Annotated in this window: 17 protein-coding genes and 1 tRNA gene; all 18 read left to right on the top strand. The window is 69.2% G+C overall.

What is annotated here, in order from left to right; translation table 11 throughout:
- Window positions 1-14 precede the first annotated feature (14 nt).
- Entirely contained in the window at window positions 15-323 is a 309-nt protein-coding gene (locus M3M55_RS13045) for a hypothetical protein (RefSeq protein WP_249009936.1), read from the top strand.
- A complete protein-coding gene (gene tsaE / locus M3M55_RS13040) occupies window positions 320-763 on the top strand; it encodes a tRNA (adenosine(37)-N6)-threonylcarbamoyltransferase complex ATPase subunit type 1 TsaE (protein ID WP_249009935.1) in 444 nt (147 codons plus the stop codon). Before M3M55_RS13045 ends, tsaE begins: the two co-directional genes overlap by 4 nt.
- A gap of 2 nt (window positions 764-765) precedes the next feature.
- Complete coding sequence (gene tsaB / locus M3M55_RS13035) at window positions 766-1437, top strand: tRNA (adenosine(37)-N6)-threonylcarbamoyltransferase complex dimerization subunit type 1 TsaB (protein WP_249009934.1); 672 nt, start codon at window positions 766-768, stop codon at window positions 1435-1437.
- Window positions 1434-1913: a ribosomal protein S18-alanine N-acetyltransferase gene (gene rimI / locus M3M55_RS13030; protein ID WP_249009933.1), complete on the top strand. Its 480-nt coding sequence runs from the start codon at window positions 1434-1436 to the stop codon at window positions 1911-1913. The genes tsaB and rimI overlap by 4 nt, the downstream gene beginning before the upstream one ends.
- The gene (gene tsaD, locus M3M55_RS13025) at window positions 1898-2905 is read left to right on the top strand and encodes a tRNA (adenosine(37)-N6)-threonylcarbamoyltransferase complex transferase subunit TsaD (protein WP_249009932.1); all 1008 of its coding nucleotides are present in this window, start codon (window positions 1898-1900) and stop codon (window positions 2903-2905) included. The genes rimI and tsaD overlap by 16 nt, the downstream gene beginning before the upstream one ends.
- A complete protein-coding gene (locus M3M55_RS13020) occupies window positions 2902-3156 on the top strand; it encodes a glutaredoxin family protein (protein WP_249009931.1) in 255 nt (84 codons plus the stop codon). The genes tsaD and M3M55_RS13020 overlap by 4 nt, the downstream gene beginning before the upstream one ends.
- A gap of 13 nt (window positions 3157-3169) precedes the next feature.
- Window positions 3170-4336 carry a YbdK family carboxylate-amine ligase gene (locus M3M55_RS13015; protein ID WP_249009930.1) on the top strand — a complete coding sequence of 389 codons (1167 nt, stop codon included), beginning with the start codon at window positions 3170-3172 and terminating at the stop codon, window positions 4334-4336.
- Window positions 4333-4800 (top strand): hypothetical protein, encoded by a 468-nt coding sequence (locus M3M55_RS13010; protein WP_249009929.1) that lies wholly within the window; start codon window positions 4333-4335, stop codon window positions 4798-4800. The genes M3M55_RS13015 and M3M55_RS13010 overlap by 4 nt, the downstream gene beginning before the upstream one ends.
- Window positions 4801-4825: 25 nt before the next feature.
- Window positions 4826-5257, top strand: a complete 432-nt coding sequence (locus M3M55_RS13005) for a TrkA family potassium uptake protein (RefSeq protein ID WP_249009928.1) — start codon at window positions 4826-4828, stop codon at window positions 5255-5257.
- Window positions 5258-5261: 4 nt separating this feature from the next.
- Window positions 5262-5927: a TrkA family potassium uptake protein gene (locus tag M3M55_RS13000; RefSeq protein WP_249009927.1), complete on the top strand. Its 666-nt coding sequence runs from the start codon at window positions 5262-5264 to the stop codon at window positions 5925-5927.
- 34 nt (window positions 5928-5961) lie between these two features.
- Window positions 5962-6032: transfer RNA gene (locus tag M3M55_RS12995), tRNA-Gln, on the top strand.
- A gap of 97 nt (window positions 6033-6129) precedes the next feature.
- A complete protein-coding gene (locus M3M55_RS12990; protein ID WP_371878699.1) occupies window positions 6130-6921 on the top strand; it encodes an MlaE family ABC transporter permease in 792 nt (263 codons plus the stop codon).
- Window positions 6918-7712, top strand: coding sequence for an ABC transporter permease (locus M3M55_RS12985; protein ID WP_249009926.1), 795 nt, complete (start codon window positions 6918-6920; stop codon window positions 7710-7712). The genes M3M55_RS12990 and M3M55_RS12985 overlap by 4 nt, the downstream gene beginning before the upstream one ends.
- Before the next feature lie 15 nt (window positions 7713-7727).
- Entirely contained in the window at window positions 7728-9086 is a 1359-nt protein-coding gene (locus M3M55_RS12980) for an MlaD family protein (RefSeq protein WP_249009925.1), read from the top strand.
- Entirely contained in the window at window positions 9083-10561 is a 1479-nt protein-coding gene (locus M3M55_RS12975; RefSeq protein ID WP_249009924.1) for an MlaD family protein, read from the top strand. The genes M3M55_RS12980 and M3M55_RS12975 overlap by 4 nt, the downstream gene beginning before the upstream one ends.
- On the top strand, window positions 10561-12024 hold the full coding sequence (locus M3M55_RS12970) for an MlaD family protein (RefSeq protein ID WP_249009923.1): 1464 nt from the start codon (window positions 10561-10563) through the stop codon (window positions 12022-12024). Before M3M55_RS12975 ends, M3M55_RS12970 begins: the two co-directional genes overlap by 1 nt.
- Window positions 12021-13493, top strand: coding sequence for an MlaD family protein (locus M3M55_RS12965; RefSeq protein WP_249009922.1), 1473 nt, complete (start codon window positions 12021-12023; stop codon window positions 13491-13493). The genes M3M55_RS12970 and M3M55_RS12965 overlap by 4 nt, the downstream gene beginning before the upstream one ends.
- Window positions 13490-14773, top strand: coding sequence for an MlaD family protein (locus M3M55_RS12960; protein WP_249009921.1), 1284 nt, complete (start codon window positions 13490-13492; stop codon window positions 14771-14773). Before M3M55_RS12965 ends, M3M55_RS12960 begins: the two co-directional genes overlap by 4 nt.
- Window positions 14774-14775 lie beyond the last annotated feature (2 nt).

The raw sequence follows: 14775 nt of genomic DNA, 5'->3' as shown, positions 1-14775 counted from the left end.
CAGTGTCGCCGACGATGCGTCTGCTGGCCCTTGTCCTCCTGATCATCGCGGCGACCGCCACCGTCGCGTCCGCGGCGACGACCACCTCGGCCTCGCTCCCCGCCGGGATTCCACCGGCGGTGCCGACGACGCGGCTCGTCACGAGCGTCCCCTGGCTCCCGGCGACGACAACGCCGACGGCCACCACCACGACGACCACGACGACTCCCGCGGGGAACCTGCCCTTCACCGGCCTCGACCTGTGGCCTGAGACGGTTGCCAGCGTGCTCCTGATCGGCGCGGGTGTCACGATCCGGCTACGAATCTCCCCCCGGCGGCGGTGACGGTCGAGACGACCGACAGCGCCGGGACCGAGCGCTTCGGTGCCCAACTGGCGGCGTCCCTTCAGCCGGGAGACGTCGTGCTGCTGAGCGGGGAGCTCGGGACCGGCAAGACGACGCTGGTTCGGGGCGCCGCTCGGGCCCTTGGTGTACGTGTGCCGGTCACGAGTCCGACATTCGCGATCGGGAGCCGCTACCCGGTCGAGGGGCCGGCTCCGACCGGCCTGAGTGTCGTCGCCCACCTCGATCTCTACCGGCTCGCTGATCTCGGCGCCGAGGATCCAGATCTGCTCGCCGACTATCTCACCGCGGACGCGGTCGCCTTCATCGAATGGCCGGGCGCCGGGCTCGAGACGATCGCGCGGTTCGGCCAGATCCGTCACCACCTTCGGCTCGAGCACATCGACCTCGAGCGTCGCCGGATCACGGTGGACGCTCCGTGACCGTGGGATCTGCGACCGGGGTGCTCGCGCTCGATACATCAACGGCGCTCACCGTCGCCGCGCTCTGGGATGCCGCGCGTGGGGTTGACGCTGAGGTCGCCGTCGACCCGCCCGCCGGCGGGCGTCCCCTCCATGCCCAGGCGCTGCTCGAGGCGGCGGTGGCCACCCTCGCCGAGGGCGGCGGCAGCTGGGAACAGGTCGGGCGCATCGCCGTCGGGATCGGCCCGGGCACCTTCACCGGCCTGCGGATCGGAATCGCCGCCGCCCAGGGGCTCGCCCGTGCGCTCGGGCGGCCGCTCGTTCCGGTCTCCTCGCTCGCGTCTCTCGCCGCCTCCGCCACGGCGGCGGAGGCGGGCGCAGGCCGCTTCGTGCTCGCCGTGATCGATGCTCGGCGCGGGGAGATCTTCGTCGGCGGGGACGGTCTCGTGCCGAGCGTGCTCGCACCGGAGGACCTGGCCGAGCGTGCCCGCGACCGGCTTGCCGTCGGTGATGGCGCCGTCCGCTTCCGCGCGGCGCTGGAGGCTGCGGGCGCGGTCGTGCCCGCTGACGACAGCGTGCTCCATCGCGTCAGTGCGCGCATGCACTGCCGCCTCGCGCTCAACGCCCCACCGGTCGCCCCAGAGCGGGTGCTTCCCTGCTATGTGCGCCTCCCCGACGCGGAGGTGGCCCGATGATCCGGACCATGGTCGGCCGAGACGACCTGCTCATCCGCCCGCTCACCTACGGGGACCTGCCGGCCGTCATCGCGGTCGAACGGCGTTCGTTCCCGACGCCATGGAGCCTGTCGATGTTCGTCCTCGAGGTCGCCAAGGCGGACGGGATCTGCCTCGGCGCCTGGCGCGAGGGCGACCTGTGCGGTTACCTCATCTGCGCCTGTTACCCGGAGGCCTACCACCTGATGAACCTCGCCACCGACCCGGCTCAGCGTCGGTCTGGCGTTGGTCGCTCGCTCATCGACGGGCTGCTTGCCCGGATCGGAGCCGACGCAAACGTCACGCTGGAGGTGCGGGTCTCCAACGCGCCGGCGATCGCGCTGTATGAGCAGTACGGGTTCCGTAGCGTCGGCATCCGCCGGCGCTACTACGTCGACACCGGTGAGGACGCGATCATCATGTGGCGGGCCCTCGGCACCCCGTGGGAGGTCGAGTGATCCTCGCGGTCGAGACGAGCTGTGACGACACCTGCGCCGCCGTCGTCGGGCTCGACGGGGTGATTCACGCGAACGTGATCTCCTCCCAGACGGTGCACGACCGCTTCGGTGGGGTCGTGCCCGAGATCGCCTCCCGCCAGCACCTCGAGCAGATCACCCCGGTGATCGACGCGGCCCTCACCCAGGCCGAGGTCGGCCTCGACAAGATCACCCGGGTCGCCGCGACCCGTGGCCCCGGCCTCGTCGCCGCGCTCCTCGTCGGCTTCTCGGCGGCCAAGGGCCTTGCCGCCGGACGGGAGCTGCCCTTCACCGGCGTCGATCACCTCCACGGACACCTCGCCGCGTCGTTCCTCAACGGCTTTGACCCGCCGTTTCTCTGCCTCATCGCCTCGGGGGGACATACCCTGCTCGCCCGGGTCACGCGGCCTGAGGGCCCGGCGGAGATTCTCGGCCAAACCCTCGATGACGCGGCCGGAGAGGCCTTTGACAAGGGGGCCCGTCTGCTCGGCCTCGGCTACCCGGGCGGAGCGGCCCTCTCCCGCCTCGCCGCCGACGGGGATCCGGCTGCCTTCCGGTTTCCCGTCGGCGCGCGGATGGGCGGACTCGACTTCTCCTTCGCCGGTCTCAAGACCGCGCTGCTGTACAAGACGCGCGAGCTGGGGGCGGAGGAGACTGCGCGACGCCGGGCCGACCTCGCCGCCGCGTACGAGGCGGCGATCGTGGAGGCACTGATGATCCGCCTGCGCCGGGCCGTCCAGACGACGGGAGCGACTCGGATCGCGCTCGGAGGCGGGGTCGCCGCCAACGGTCCGCTGCGTGCGGCCGTCGCCGCCTTGGGCCTCGAACACGACGTCCCGGTGCCGGCGCTGTGCACCGACAACGCCGCGATGATCGCCGCCGCTGCCCTGCACCTGCCCGCTCAGCCGTATCCGACCTACCTCGGCCTCGACGTCTACGCCACCGGGGAACGGCCGCTGGCGGCCCCGGCGTGAGCCGGCTGACCTTCTACGGCCGTCCCGGATGTCACCTCTGTGAGACCGCGCTCGAGACGGTCCTGCGCGTCCAGGCTCGCTATCCCTTCGAGCTGGAGATCGTCGATATCGAGTCCGATGATCGTCTCCTCACGCGCTACCTCGAACGGATCCCCGTACTCGTGCTCGACGGGCAGGAGCGCTTTGCGTTCTTCGTGCCGGAGGCCGACTTGATCGACGCCATCGCTAACCTGACCCCGCCAGCAGGCTGAACCTCCGACCCAGATGACGAGCATCGATCTCACCGCCGGCCGTGCGCTGTTCGAGGAGGGAACCGACTTCACGGTTGGCCTCGAGGAGGAGTTCGCGCTGTTGGACCCGGCCACCCTCGACCTCAGCCCGCGCTATGAGGAGCTGTCGGCGGCCGCGCGGCAGGGGGAGCTGGCCGACTCGGTCGCCGGTGAGCTGATCTCCTCGGAGATCGAGATCCGTTCCGGGCGGGGAACCGACATCGACGACGCGATCGGCCGCCAGAACGGCTACCGGCGCGCCCTCTTCGCGCTCGCGGACCGGCACGGGCTCGCCCTCGGGGCGACGGGCACGCACCCGTGGGCCGATTACCGCGACCAACCGATCATCGACACCGAGCACTACCACCGGGTCGAGGACGGACTCCGCTGGGTCGCCTGGCGCAACAACACCTTCTCGATGCACGTCCACGTCGGCATCCGCGGCGCGGACCGTGCCGTTCGGGTATGTGACCGTCTGCGGCCGGTCCTTCCCCTGCTGCTGGCGATCTCGGCCAACAGCCCCTTCCTCGACGGGCGCGACAGCGGCTTGGCGAGCATGCGGTCCCAGACCTTCACCAAGAGCTTTCCGCGCTGCGGGATCCCGGACGCCTTCGGCGACTGGGCCCGGTACGCCGAGTACATCGACTTTCTCGTCCGAACTCGTTCGATCGTCGAGTACACCCAGGTCTGGTGGTCGGTCCGGCCGCACCTCAGCTTCGGCACGGTCGAGGTTCGGATCTGCGACGTACAGGGAACCGCTGAAGAGTCGGACGCGCTCGCGCGGCTGATCGTCGCGGCGGTCGCCCAGGCCGCCCACGACGTCGACGAGGGGCGGGGCGGCTCCGAGAGCGCGCTACCGGGACGGTTGTTGGAGGAGAACATGTGGCGGGCGATCCGCTACGGGCTCGACGGCGACCTGCTTGAGCTCGGGACCGGCGAGGAGTACCCCGCGAGCACAGCCGTCCAGCGGCTGTTGAGCTGGACGGAGCCGGCTCGACAGGCGCTCGGGATCGACGTTCGCCTGCCCGACCGCAACGGAACCCAGCGCCAGCGCTTCCGGCTCGAGCAGGGCGCACGACTCGAGGAGGTCTACGCGGCGGAGGTCACCGCGACGCGAGACTCGTATGCTCAGGCGGGTATGAGCCAGGAGGTGACGCGATGACCGAGGATGACCGCCAGCCGACGGAGGCCGAGCTACGGGCCGCCTATGAGGCGGAGATCAAGCAGATCCGGATCGAACAGATTCTGCTCGAGAACATCGTCACCCTCGTGAACATGGGGATGCGCAAGACCGGCCTCATTCCCGGGACCGAGGACGAACGGGACCCGATCCAGGTCCGGCTCGCCATTGAGGGCGTCCGTGCACACCTCGGCCTTGTCGATGAGGTCGCCCCCGATCAGGCCAAGTCGATTCGGGACGCGCTCTCACAGCTGCAGATGGCCTTCGTCCAGATCGGCGGCGCGGGCGGCTCTGCGGTCGGGTCTGCGGCCAGCGGCCCGGGGGTCGCTGGTTCAGGACCGGCCAGCGCGCCGGAGCCGACCCGGCCCGAACCGACCGAGCCGATCCGACCCGGAGAGCCGGGCCCCGCGCAGAAGAGCGGGCGGCTGTGGATTCCCGGCCAGTAGCTTCGCTCGGCTACATTCCCGCGATATGTTGATCTTGATCGTCGGGTGCGGTCGCGTCGGCTCTGCCGTCGCCAAGCGTGCTCTCGACGCCGGCCATCAGGTGTCCGTCCTCGACGCCGATCCCCTCTCCCACGAGCGGCTCGACCGCGATCAGACCTCCACCTGGGAGGACGCGGGCGGCCGCTTCACCGTGGGTGCGGCTCTGGAGATCGACGGGTTGATGGAGGCCGGGATCGAGCAGGCGGACGTGTTTCTCGCCGCCACCCGGGGAGACAACACGAACCTCGTGATCGCCCAGATCGCCCAGCGCCGGTTCCACGTGCCCCGCGTCGTCGTCCGGGTCGCCGACCCAGCTCGGGCCGCCTGGTACGCCCAGCAGGGCCTGCACACGATCTGCCCGACCCAGATCGCGATCGACCAGGCATCCGCGATGGCCCTCAACGCCCCGGAGGTCTGACACCGTGTACGTGATCATCGTCGGCGCCGGCAAGGTCGGCTGGAACCTCGCCCGCGAGCTGATCGCGCGGGATCGCGAGGTGACCCTGATCGAGTTCGACCACGACAAGTACCGGACCGTCGAGCAGGAACTCGAGCATGCGGTCCAATACGGGGACGCGACGGAGCTGTGGGTGCTCGAACGCGCCGGGATCCAGCGCGCGGACCTCGTCATCGCCGTCACCGGCGATGACGAGGACAACATCCTCATCTGCCAGGTGGCCAAGGAGAAGTACGGTGTCCAGCGGATCGTCGCGCGCGTCAACAACCCGCGCAACCTCCAGCATTTCAAGCTGCTCGGGATCCAGCCGGCCGTGTCGGCGACCGATCTGATCCTCCGGCTGATCGAGCACGAGGTGCCTGAATACGGGCTCATCCAGCTCCTCGCGCTCGAGGAGGAGCACCTCGAGATCATCGAACTCGAGGTGGGGGCTGGATCCGAGGCCGACGGAAAGCCGGTGTCGGCGATCTCGCTGCCCGAGGGGTCATTGATCATCTCCGTGCTCCGGGGCGGCACTGGCTTCGTGCCCAAGGGCGACTCGGTCGTCAACGCCGGAGATCAGGTGATGTTGATCCTCGATCCCGGGCTCGAGGCGGAGATCACCCTCCAGTTCGCCTCCACCGGCGGCTGACCCGCCGCGGTTGCTAACCTGCCAAGCCTCCGATTGCCCGGTCGTCTAGCGGCAGGACGCCTGGTTCTGGCCCAGGTAGCGGTGGTTCGAATCCATCCCGGGCAGTTCCCATTTGTCACGCTCCCGTATCTCTGGGTAGGATGGCGCTCGCTGGGAGGGCAGGGTTGTCCCTGACGGGAGGAGTGACGGACCGATGGTCGGTGTGCTGAGGATCTACGAGCCGTTTCGGGCGTTCATCGAGACGATCGGGGCGATGGTCCTGCTGTTTCGGCGGGCGATCGTCGCCGCACTGACCCCGCCCTACAACTACGGCCCCGAACTCGTCGACCAGTTCCTCTTCGCGCTGCGGCTCGGGTGGTTTCCGATGATTCTCGCCTCCCTCGCCTTCACCTACGGTCCGGCCGGAATCGAGATCGGCGACTTCCTCAACCTCGTGGGCGCGCTCGATCGGCTCGGTGGGCTGTTCGTCCTCATCGTGATGCGAGAGTTCGCTCCGCTCGTGTGCGCGATCGTGATGGCGGGCGTCGCTGGGACCGCGATGACCGCCGACCTCGGCGCCCGCAAGATCCGCGAGGAGCTCGACGCGCTGATGGTGCTCGGCGTCGACCCGATCAAGAGCCTTGTCGTGCCGCGCTTTCTCTCGCTGATGCTCCTCACCCCGCTCTTCAGCATCTACGCGCTTCTGTTCGGCACCCTCGGGGGCGTCTTCGTCACGCTCACCAACGGTGCGCAGGTCGGCCCGTTCTTTGCCAACTTCTTCTCCCAGGCGACGACGATCGAGTTTCTCGCGATGCTCGTCAAATCGACGCTGTTCGGGGCGATGATCGCCATCGTCTGCTGTTACAAGGGCCTCACCGCGTCCGGGGGCGCGGAGGGAGTCGGCCGGGCCGTCAACCAGGCGGTGGTGATCGCGTTCCTCGGGATCGGCTCGATCGACTATGTGTTCACCCAGACGCTGCTGGCGACCAACCCGATCCTCAACACTCCGCGGTGAGTGCCCTCAGCCGACCGATTGAAGCGCTCGAGTCCTTCGGGGAAGCGTCCCGGTTCTGCGGGCGGATCGTCAGCAAGGTTGTCTCCGGCCGGGTTCTCCGCTTCATCGGCGAGACGATCCGCCAAGCCGGCATCCTCATCACGGGGTCGGCCGTGATCGTGCTCGGGCTCGTGTTCATCCTCGGCCTCCAGTGTGGGATCGAGGGGGCCTACGCGGCCAAATCGGTCGGTGCGTCATCCTCGACGGGGGCGATCACCGCGCTGTGTGACCTCCGCGAGGTCGTGCCGTACGCGTTCGGATACATGATGGCCGCCAAGGTGGGGACCGGGTTCGTCGCCGAGATCGGGTCGATGCGTATCTCCGACGAGATCGACGCCCTCGAGGTGATGGGCTTCGACGCGCTGCTCTACCTCGGATCGACCCGCCTGCTCGCCACCTGGATCGTCCTGCCGTTCCTCTATTCGGCCGCGATCGCGGCTGGCTACTTCGCCTCCTACTTCGCGACCGTCGTCCAGCTCGGCGAGGTCTCGCGGGGCGGGTACCTGCAGCTTTTCTGGGAGTTCCAGAGCCCGAGCGACATGGCCTTCAGCTTCATCAAGGCGATCGCCATGGCGACGTTCATCGTCCTCGTCTGCATCTACTACGGCTACAACGTCTCGGGCGGGCCCGTCGGGGTCGGCAAGGCGACCGCGCAATCGATGGTCGCCAACATCATCGGCATCCACCTGATCGGGCTCGTCGGCACGCAGCTGTTCTGGGGTGGCAAGCCCAACTCGCCGATCGGCGGCTGAGGCGAACCCGACCTGATGGCCCGGGAACAGATCATCCGGCTGCTCAGCCTCGGCTCCGGTGTCGTCGTGGTTGTCGTGATCGCCCTCGTCCTTCTCACCGGCGGGTCGACCTACGTCGTGAACGCCCAGTTCCAGGACGCCGGCCAGCTCGTCGGTGGCGACCTCGTTACCGTCGCCGGCCACACCGTCGGCAGCGTCGGGGCGATCACCGTGACCCAGAACGGCCTGGCGAACATCCAGCTCGACATCACCGATCCCAACCTCAACCCGCTCGCGTCGACGACGACGGCGACGATCGGTCAGCTCAGCCTCACCGGCATCACCAACCGCTTTGTCAGTCTCGCCCCGGGAGTCGGCGGCCACCCGATCGCCAACGGCGGCGTCCTCCCTTCGAGCCAAACCAAGGGGATCGTCGACTTCGACAGTGTCCTGGACTCCTTCACCCCCAAGGTCCGCCACGCGCTGACGACCTTCATCAAGACGGGCGCCTCCTTCGTCGCCCAGCCGACGGCCGACCAGCTCAACCGGCTTGCTCTCTACCTCAATCCGGCCCTCAGCCAGATCGCCAACCTCGGCGCGGAGATCGTCTCGGACAAGTACGCCCTCGCTCGGCTCGTCGGTTCGACTGCCCGGTTCACCGCGCCGCTCGCCGCCGAAGCGGGTCAGCTCGGTGGCTCGGTGACGAATACCGCCGACCTTCTGCAGGAAGTCGCGGCCGAGCGGGCGGCGCTCAGTGACGGCATCGCCCGGGCTCCCGCCGTGCTCGATCAGGCCACGCGGGTCCTCGGGCACGTCGAGACGACCCTCACCAAAGTCGATCCGGCCTTCGCCGCCCTCGCCCCGGTTGCCCCGCGCCTGGCGACCCTGCTCCGGGTCACCGTGCCGTTCGCCAACAACCTCAGGCCGACGGTCGCTGCCCTCCAGGCGCTGCTGCCTCAAGCCGACCGGGCGTTGAAACGGTTCGTTCCCGTGTCCGCCCGGGCGGACTCCGCGCTGGCGACGCTCGTCCACGGCCTCGGCGGGATCACCCCGATCCTCACCGGGCTGCGTCCCTACGTGCCGGATTTCGTCGCTGGCTTCTTCAACGGGGTTGGCGGATCGACCGGCGCCGCCTACGACGCCAACGGCCATTACCTCCAGGCCCGCCTGCTTATGACGCCGAGCGCCGGGGGGTTGAGCGGCCTGCTCAGTCTTCTCGGCAACACTGTCAAGTCACTCGGGGCCCTCAACGGCGCCCGCTTCACCAACGTGCGGCCGTGCCCTGGCGGCGGCACGATCCCCTCCGCGGACGGGACGGCCCCGTGGACGAATCCGGACAGCGCGAGCAGCCTCGGCGCGCTCTGCAGCCCCGCTGACGATCAGCAGGCGCCATGAGACGGATCGCCGCCCTCGGTCTCGCCCTCACCGTCGCCGCCGCGCTCGCCCTGCTCGCGGGCGGGATCGCCCAGGGTTCAGACAGCTACCGCTTCGACGTCATCTTCGACGACGCGCATGGGCTCGTCTCCGGCCAGGAGGTCAAGATCGCCGGTGCCGAGGCGGGGCTCATCTCCAACGTCGTCGTCACCCCGAACGACAAGGCGCGCGTGGAGGCGACGATCTCCGGCCCGTTCGCCTTCCACACCAACGCGACCTGCATCATCCGGCCCGACGGACTGATCGCCGAGAACTATCTCGACTGTGATCCGGGAACCGCCAGCGCTCCCCTCCTGCGCGGGGTTGGCGGGTACCCGCCGACAGTGCCGGTCACCCACACCTCCGAGCCGGTCACCCTCCAGGACCTCTTCAACATCTTCAACCTGCCGACCCGGGAACGGCTGCAGGTGTTCATCGATGAACTCGGCATCTCCACGGCCGGAAACGGCAATGAGATCAACGCGATCCTGCAGCGCGCAAACCCAGCGCTCGGCGCCGCCCAACGGGTGATCGGGATCCTCGACCACCAGACGGCGTCGATCGCCACCGCGATCGACGCGACCGACCAACTCGCCCGGGAGGGGGCCACGCACACGGCGGCCGTCCAGGCGTTCCTGCGTCAGACCGCAGGCCTCACGCGGCTCACCGCCGACCACCAGAGTCAGCTCAACCAGGCGATCAACCGGCTTCCCGCGTTCCTGTCCGCCTCCACGCCCGCGCTCGCTCAGCTCAACACGGTCGCCACCGACGGCACTCCGCTGTTGAGCGAACTGCACGCCGCCGTGCCTGCGCTGAACCGGCTCGACAGCCATATCGTCCCGTTCACCGCGCTGGCCCGGCCGGCACTCTCGAGCCTCGCGACCGCGCTGCTGAAGACGATCCCGACCGCACGCCGGGTCACCCCGCTGCTCGGAGCGATCAGCCACTATCTCAAGGTCTCGGCGGGCACGACCGCCTCCTTCGCCAAGCTCACCGTCAACCTCATCCAGCACGGCTTCTCAGAGAGCTTCCTGTCGGTTCTCTACTACGTCGCCGGCTCGTTGTCGAAGTACGACAGCGACTCCCACCTGCTCTCGACCCTGCTCATCTACCCTGGGAGTGGCGCCTGCTCGAACTACGCGACGACGCCGTCGACGAACCCGGCCTGTGACGCGCACTACGCCAACCAGGCGGCCGTCACCCCGGCTCGCGTCGGTCATCACGCGCCGACGAGCACCCCCACCCGGGCGCAGACCAACGGTGCGGTGGCCAGCCATGTCGGTGTCAGCGGCGCCGCCGCCTCCCTGCTCTCCGGGGTCGAGGCAACGGTTGGCCGTCTCGACTCCGGAATCAGCCACAGTCTCGGGCTCGGGACGGCCACCGGCACGAGCGCGACGCCATCACACACCCCGACGACGGGCTCCCTGAAGGGGCTTCTCGGCTACCTGCTCAAGTGATGCGATCTCCCCGCGCCGCCTTCTCCTCGATCTTCGACAACCCCGTGCTCGTCGGCACGGTGACGATCCTCGTCGTGATCGTCGCCGTGTACATCAGCTACGTCGCCGAGAACGGGATCCCGTTCATCCCCACCTACAACCTCAACGTGCAGGTTGCCGACGGCGGCGAGCTCAACAAGAACGTGGACGTCCGGATCGGCGGTGCGCGCGTCGGGCAGGTCCTGAAGATCACGCCCGAGCCGGCCGACGCCCAGTACGGCCACCCGTTCGCCCAGGTCGAGCTGGCGATCAGCCGGAACCTCGAGCCGCTCCCCGCCGACACCACCTACCAGGTGCGGCTCTCCTCGGTGCTCGGCGGCCAGTACATCGAACTGTTCCCCGGCCACCGTCGGCCCGGTGTTGGGTCGATCCCCGACGGGGGCACATTGAGGATCGCCACCAACCCGGCGCTCAACCACAACATCCCCTACGTCGACATCTCCCAGGCCTTCGACGTGTTCGGGCCCAAGACGCGGGCCGGGCTTCGCGCCGTCACCCAGGCCTTCGGGGACGCCTTCGCCGGCCGGGGCGCTCAGCTCAACGACGCGACGGTCGCCACCGCCCAACTGCTGCCCCCGCTGCAGCGCGTCCTCGACACCCTGGCGGCGCCCGAGACCCGGCTCGGGACGTTCCTGCAGGGGCTCGCGGCGACGACGGGGGCGCTCGCTCCGGAGGCGGCAACGCTCACCGACCTGCTCGCCAAGGGGGCGACGACCGCCCGGGCACTCGACACACCCGCGCTCGGGCAGACGCTCGCCCAGCTGCCGCCCACCGAGACGGTCGGCGCCGCGGTCCTCAGCCGCGCGACGCCGATCCTCGCCCAGCTCGCTGCGATCACCCGCGCGCTCCGGCCGGCTGCCCGCGACCTGCCGATCGCCGCCAGCCGACTCAACGAGTTCCTCTCCGCGGCACCGCCGACCCTGCGCCTGCTCGCCCCGGTCTCCCACCGGCTCGAGGCGACCCTGGCGGCGGCACGGACCCTCGCTGGCGACCCGGCCACCACCGAGGCGTTCCAGGTGCTCGGCGTCAACGACCTGGGGACCGCGGGCGCCTCCGCCTTCATCGGGCTCGGCGCGATCCTCAACACCGTCTCGAGCGCGCAGTTCTCCTGCAACGTCGTCGGGTTGTGGCTGAGAAACTTCGCCTCCGCGCTCAGTGAGGGCAATACCGCAAGCAACTGGCTGCGTGCCGACACCATCATCGACCCGGCGGAGCTCATCCAGTCCGCCAGCGGGACGCCGTCGGCGGACCTGCACATCAATCCCAGCCCGATCGAGGGCGGCGGTCAGTGCCAGGCCGGAAACGAGGTCTACAGCGGCACGCAGTCCTTCAGCTACAGCGGGCGAACGTCCGCGACCGTCGACAACACGGCACCGCCGGCCGGCGTCTACCAACTCGGGGTCAAGGCCGGTCTCGTCCCGTGAGCCCGTCGATCCGCATACGCCACAGGACAGGCGGACGTCGCCGCGGCGTGTCGCCGTTCGCGATCGCCGTCGTGATGATCATCGTCCCCGTGCTCGTCACCTACTACGCCTTCACGCACAAGCTGCCGTTCGTCGGATCCAGCTACACCGATTACGCGATCGTCTCCAACAGCGTCAACGTTCGCTCCGGCTCACCGGTGCGAATCGCGGGCATCAACGTCGGCCAGGTGACCGGCGTCAGCGCCGACGGCAACGCCACGCGGATCGCCTTCACGCTCGAGCCGAGCGCGCTGCCGCTGCACCGGGACGCGACCGTGACGATCCGGGACCGCCTGTTCCTCGAAGGTAGCTACTACCTGCTGCTGGAGCCGGGGAGCCCGTCGGCACCGGTCGCCCCGGAGGGGTTCACGATCTCAGAAACCCATACGGCCACCCCCGTCCAATTCTTCCAGCTGCTGTCGACCTTCGACGCAGCCGCGCGGTCGAGCTTGCAGAACCTGCTCGACACGGCCAACATCGCCTTCTCCCCCCGTCCCGGGCAACCCGAGTCCACCGGCGGGGCGGCGGCGCTCAAGCGGGCGATCCCGGCGCTCACCCCGGACCTCAAAGACGCCGCCCTCGTCAGCGAGTCCCTCACGGGCACCCACGCCGGGGACGTCCAGACCCTGCTCAGCTCCACGGCCGACGTCACCGGAACGCTCGCCGCGCATCGCGCTCAGCTCGCGTCTCTCGTCAGCCGTCTCGACACGGTCGCCGGCACCCTTGCCGGCGAGGACGACGCCATCGGCCGCAGCATCAGCGGCGTCGACGGTGTACTCGCGACCGCCCCTGCGTCACTGAGCGCCCTCAACCGCTCCCTTGACCCGCTCGCCAGGCTCAGCGTCGCCCTCACCCCGTCCCTGCGGGAGAGCCCGCCGATCATCGCCACGCTCTCCCGGCAGGTCGCCGCCGTCAACGCGGTGATCAGCCCGCAACGTCGAGGACGGCTGCTCGCGACCCTGCGAACCCTCCTCACCCGCTTCCCGTCCGCGACGACGGAGCTCGCCGGCCTCTTCCCGCCGGCCCAGGCCGCCGCCGCGTGCCTCGCCGATCGGGTCACCCCGCTGCTTGAAGAGCAGGTGCAGGACGGTGCCCTCTCCACCCACGACCCGGTGTGGAAGGATCTTGTCCATATGCTTCCGAACCTTGCCGGAGCGAGCGGCAACTTTGACGCCAACGGCCCGTACCTGCGTGTGCTCGGCGGACTCGGGACGGGCACCCTGCCTCCGACGGCGCTCGGCTCCCTCCCCGGAGTCGGGCAGCTGTTTGGGGCGCTCTCGGGAACGAGCAGCGCCAACAGCTCGCTCCAGGGGATCGCGCCTCAGTGGGTCGGTGACCTGACCGCCGCCGACTTCCGGCCCGACGTTCGCTGCACCAGCCAGCCGCTGCCGACCAACCTCGTGGCCAACCCCGCGGAGGCGTTCAAGTGAAGGGACGGACCGCACTTCAGATCAAGCGGTACGGACGGTCGTTCCTGATCCTGATCGTGTTGATCGTCGTCGGACTCGTGACCGGCTCCTACATCCTCATTCAGCAGCGGCTCCCGAACCCGTTCAAGACCTTCTACAGGGTCAACGGCGCCTTTCCGTCCGCGGCGGCGGTCGCGCCCGGCCTCGGCGAGCCGGTGGACGTCGCAGGTGTGCATGTCGGCGAGATCCTCGGCGTCCAACTCCACGCAGGGCAGGGGATCATCCAGATGGAGATCGATCCGAGCAAGGGGGTGCCCCACCTCTACCGCAACGCCTCCGCGGTGCTCACCCCGCAGACCCCGCTCGACGACATGTACGTCGACATCAACCCCGGAACGCGCTCAGCGGGGGTGCTGCCGGCGGGCGGAACCATTCCCGTACAGAACACGACCTCGCCGATCGGCTCGGACGAGCTTCTCGATGTGCTCGACGTGAATACCCGGGACTGGTTCACGAGCCTCATCACCGCTCTCGACACCGGCGTGCGGGGTCAGGGTCCCAATATCCGTCAACTGCTCACCACTCTGGGACCGACGGCCGAGCAGACCCAGACGATCGCCGACCTGCTCGCCCGTCGGCGAACCGAGTTGGCCGACCTCGTCCACAACGTCGGACAGCTGTCCAAGGGGATCAGCGTCGACGACGCTCAGCTCGGATCGGTGATCGCCGGTGCCAACACGACGGTCGGTGCGCTCGCCGCCCAGGACACTCAGCTCGCCTCTGCGTTGACTCAGCTTCCCGACAACCTTGCCCAGACCCGGCAGACGCTCACGAGTCTCACCGGCTTTGCCGATCAGCTGACGCCGACCGCGACCGCGCTGATCCCGCTCGCCACCCACCTTCCGCGCACCCTCCGCGACGCCCAGACGCTCGTCAAGGCCGCCGCACTCGTCCCGGCCAACCGGGTCGGGGCGCTCGAAACGGCCGTCGCCCCGCTGGCGACCGGCCTCGGGCGCGTCGAATCGGGCCTGCTCGCCGACACGCCGAACCTCACCCAATCGTTCAAGTCGCTCGAGTACATCACCAACGAACTCGCCTACGTGCCCGGCAACGGCAACCCCGGCTTCCTCTACTGGCTCGCCTGGTTCGCCCACAACGTCGACAGCTTCGTCGGCAACTCCGACGCCAACGGACCCGCGTGGCGTCTGTTGCTGGAGACCACCTGCTCGAGCCTCACCGACGCCTCGGGCGTCACCCAGCAGATCCTCGGCGGTCTCCTCAAGGGACTCGGATGCACGTGAGA

The sequence above is a fragment of the Conexibacter sp. DBS9H8 genome (assembly GCF_023330685.1).
Taxonomy (GTDB): domain Bacteria; phylum Actinomycetota; class Thermoleophilia; order Solirubrobacterales; family Solirubrobacteraceae; genus Palsa-465.
Note: the sequence above shows the minus strand (reverse complement) of the source record. Positions and strands in the feature narration are given on the sequence as shown.

Bases quoted from the DNA above. Each gene is read 5' to 3' on its own strand.
- M3M55_RS13045 (WP_249009936.1), top strand. From the start codon at position 15: ATGCGTCTGCTGGCCCTTGTCCTCCTGATCATCGCGGCGACCGCCACC.
- rimI (WP_249009933.1), top strand. From the start codon at position 1,434: ATGATCCGGACCATGGTCGGCCGAGACGACCTGCTCATCCGCCCGCTC.
- M3M55_RS13015 (WP_249009930.1), top strand. From the start codon at position 3,170: ATGACGAGCATCGATCTCACCGCCGGCCGTGCGCTGTTCGAGGAGGGA.
- M3M55_RS13010 (WP_249009929.1), top strand. From the start codon at position 4,333: ATGACCGAGGATGACCGCCAGCCGACGGAGGCCGAGCTACGGGCCGCC.
- M3M55_RS13005 (WP_249009928.1), top strand. From the start codon at position 4,826: ATGTTGATCTTGATCGTCGGGTGCGGTCGCGTCGGCTCTGCCGTCGCC.
- M3M55_RS12980 (WP_249009925.1), top strand. From the start codon at position 7,728: ATGGCCCGGGAACAGATCATCCGGCTGCTCAGCCTCGGCTCCGGTGTC.
- M3M55_RS12975 (WP_249009924.1), top strand. From the start codon at position 9,083: ATGAGACGGATCGCCGCCCTCGGTCTCGCCCTCACCGTCGCCGCCGCG.
- M3M55_RS12970 (WP_249009923.1), top strand. From the start codon at position 10,561: ATGCGATCTCCCCGCGCCGCCTTCTCCTCGATCTTCGACAACCCCGTG.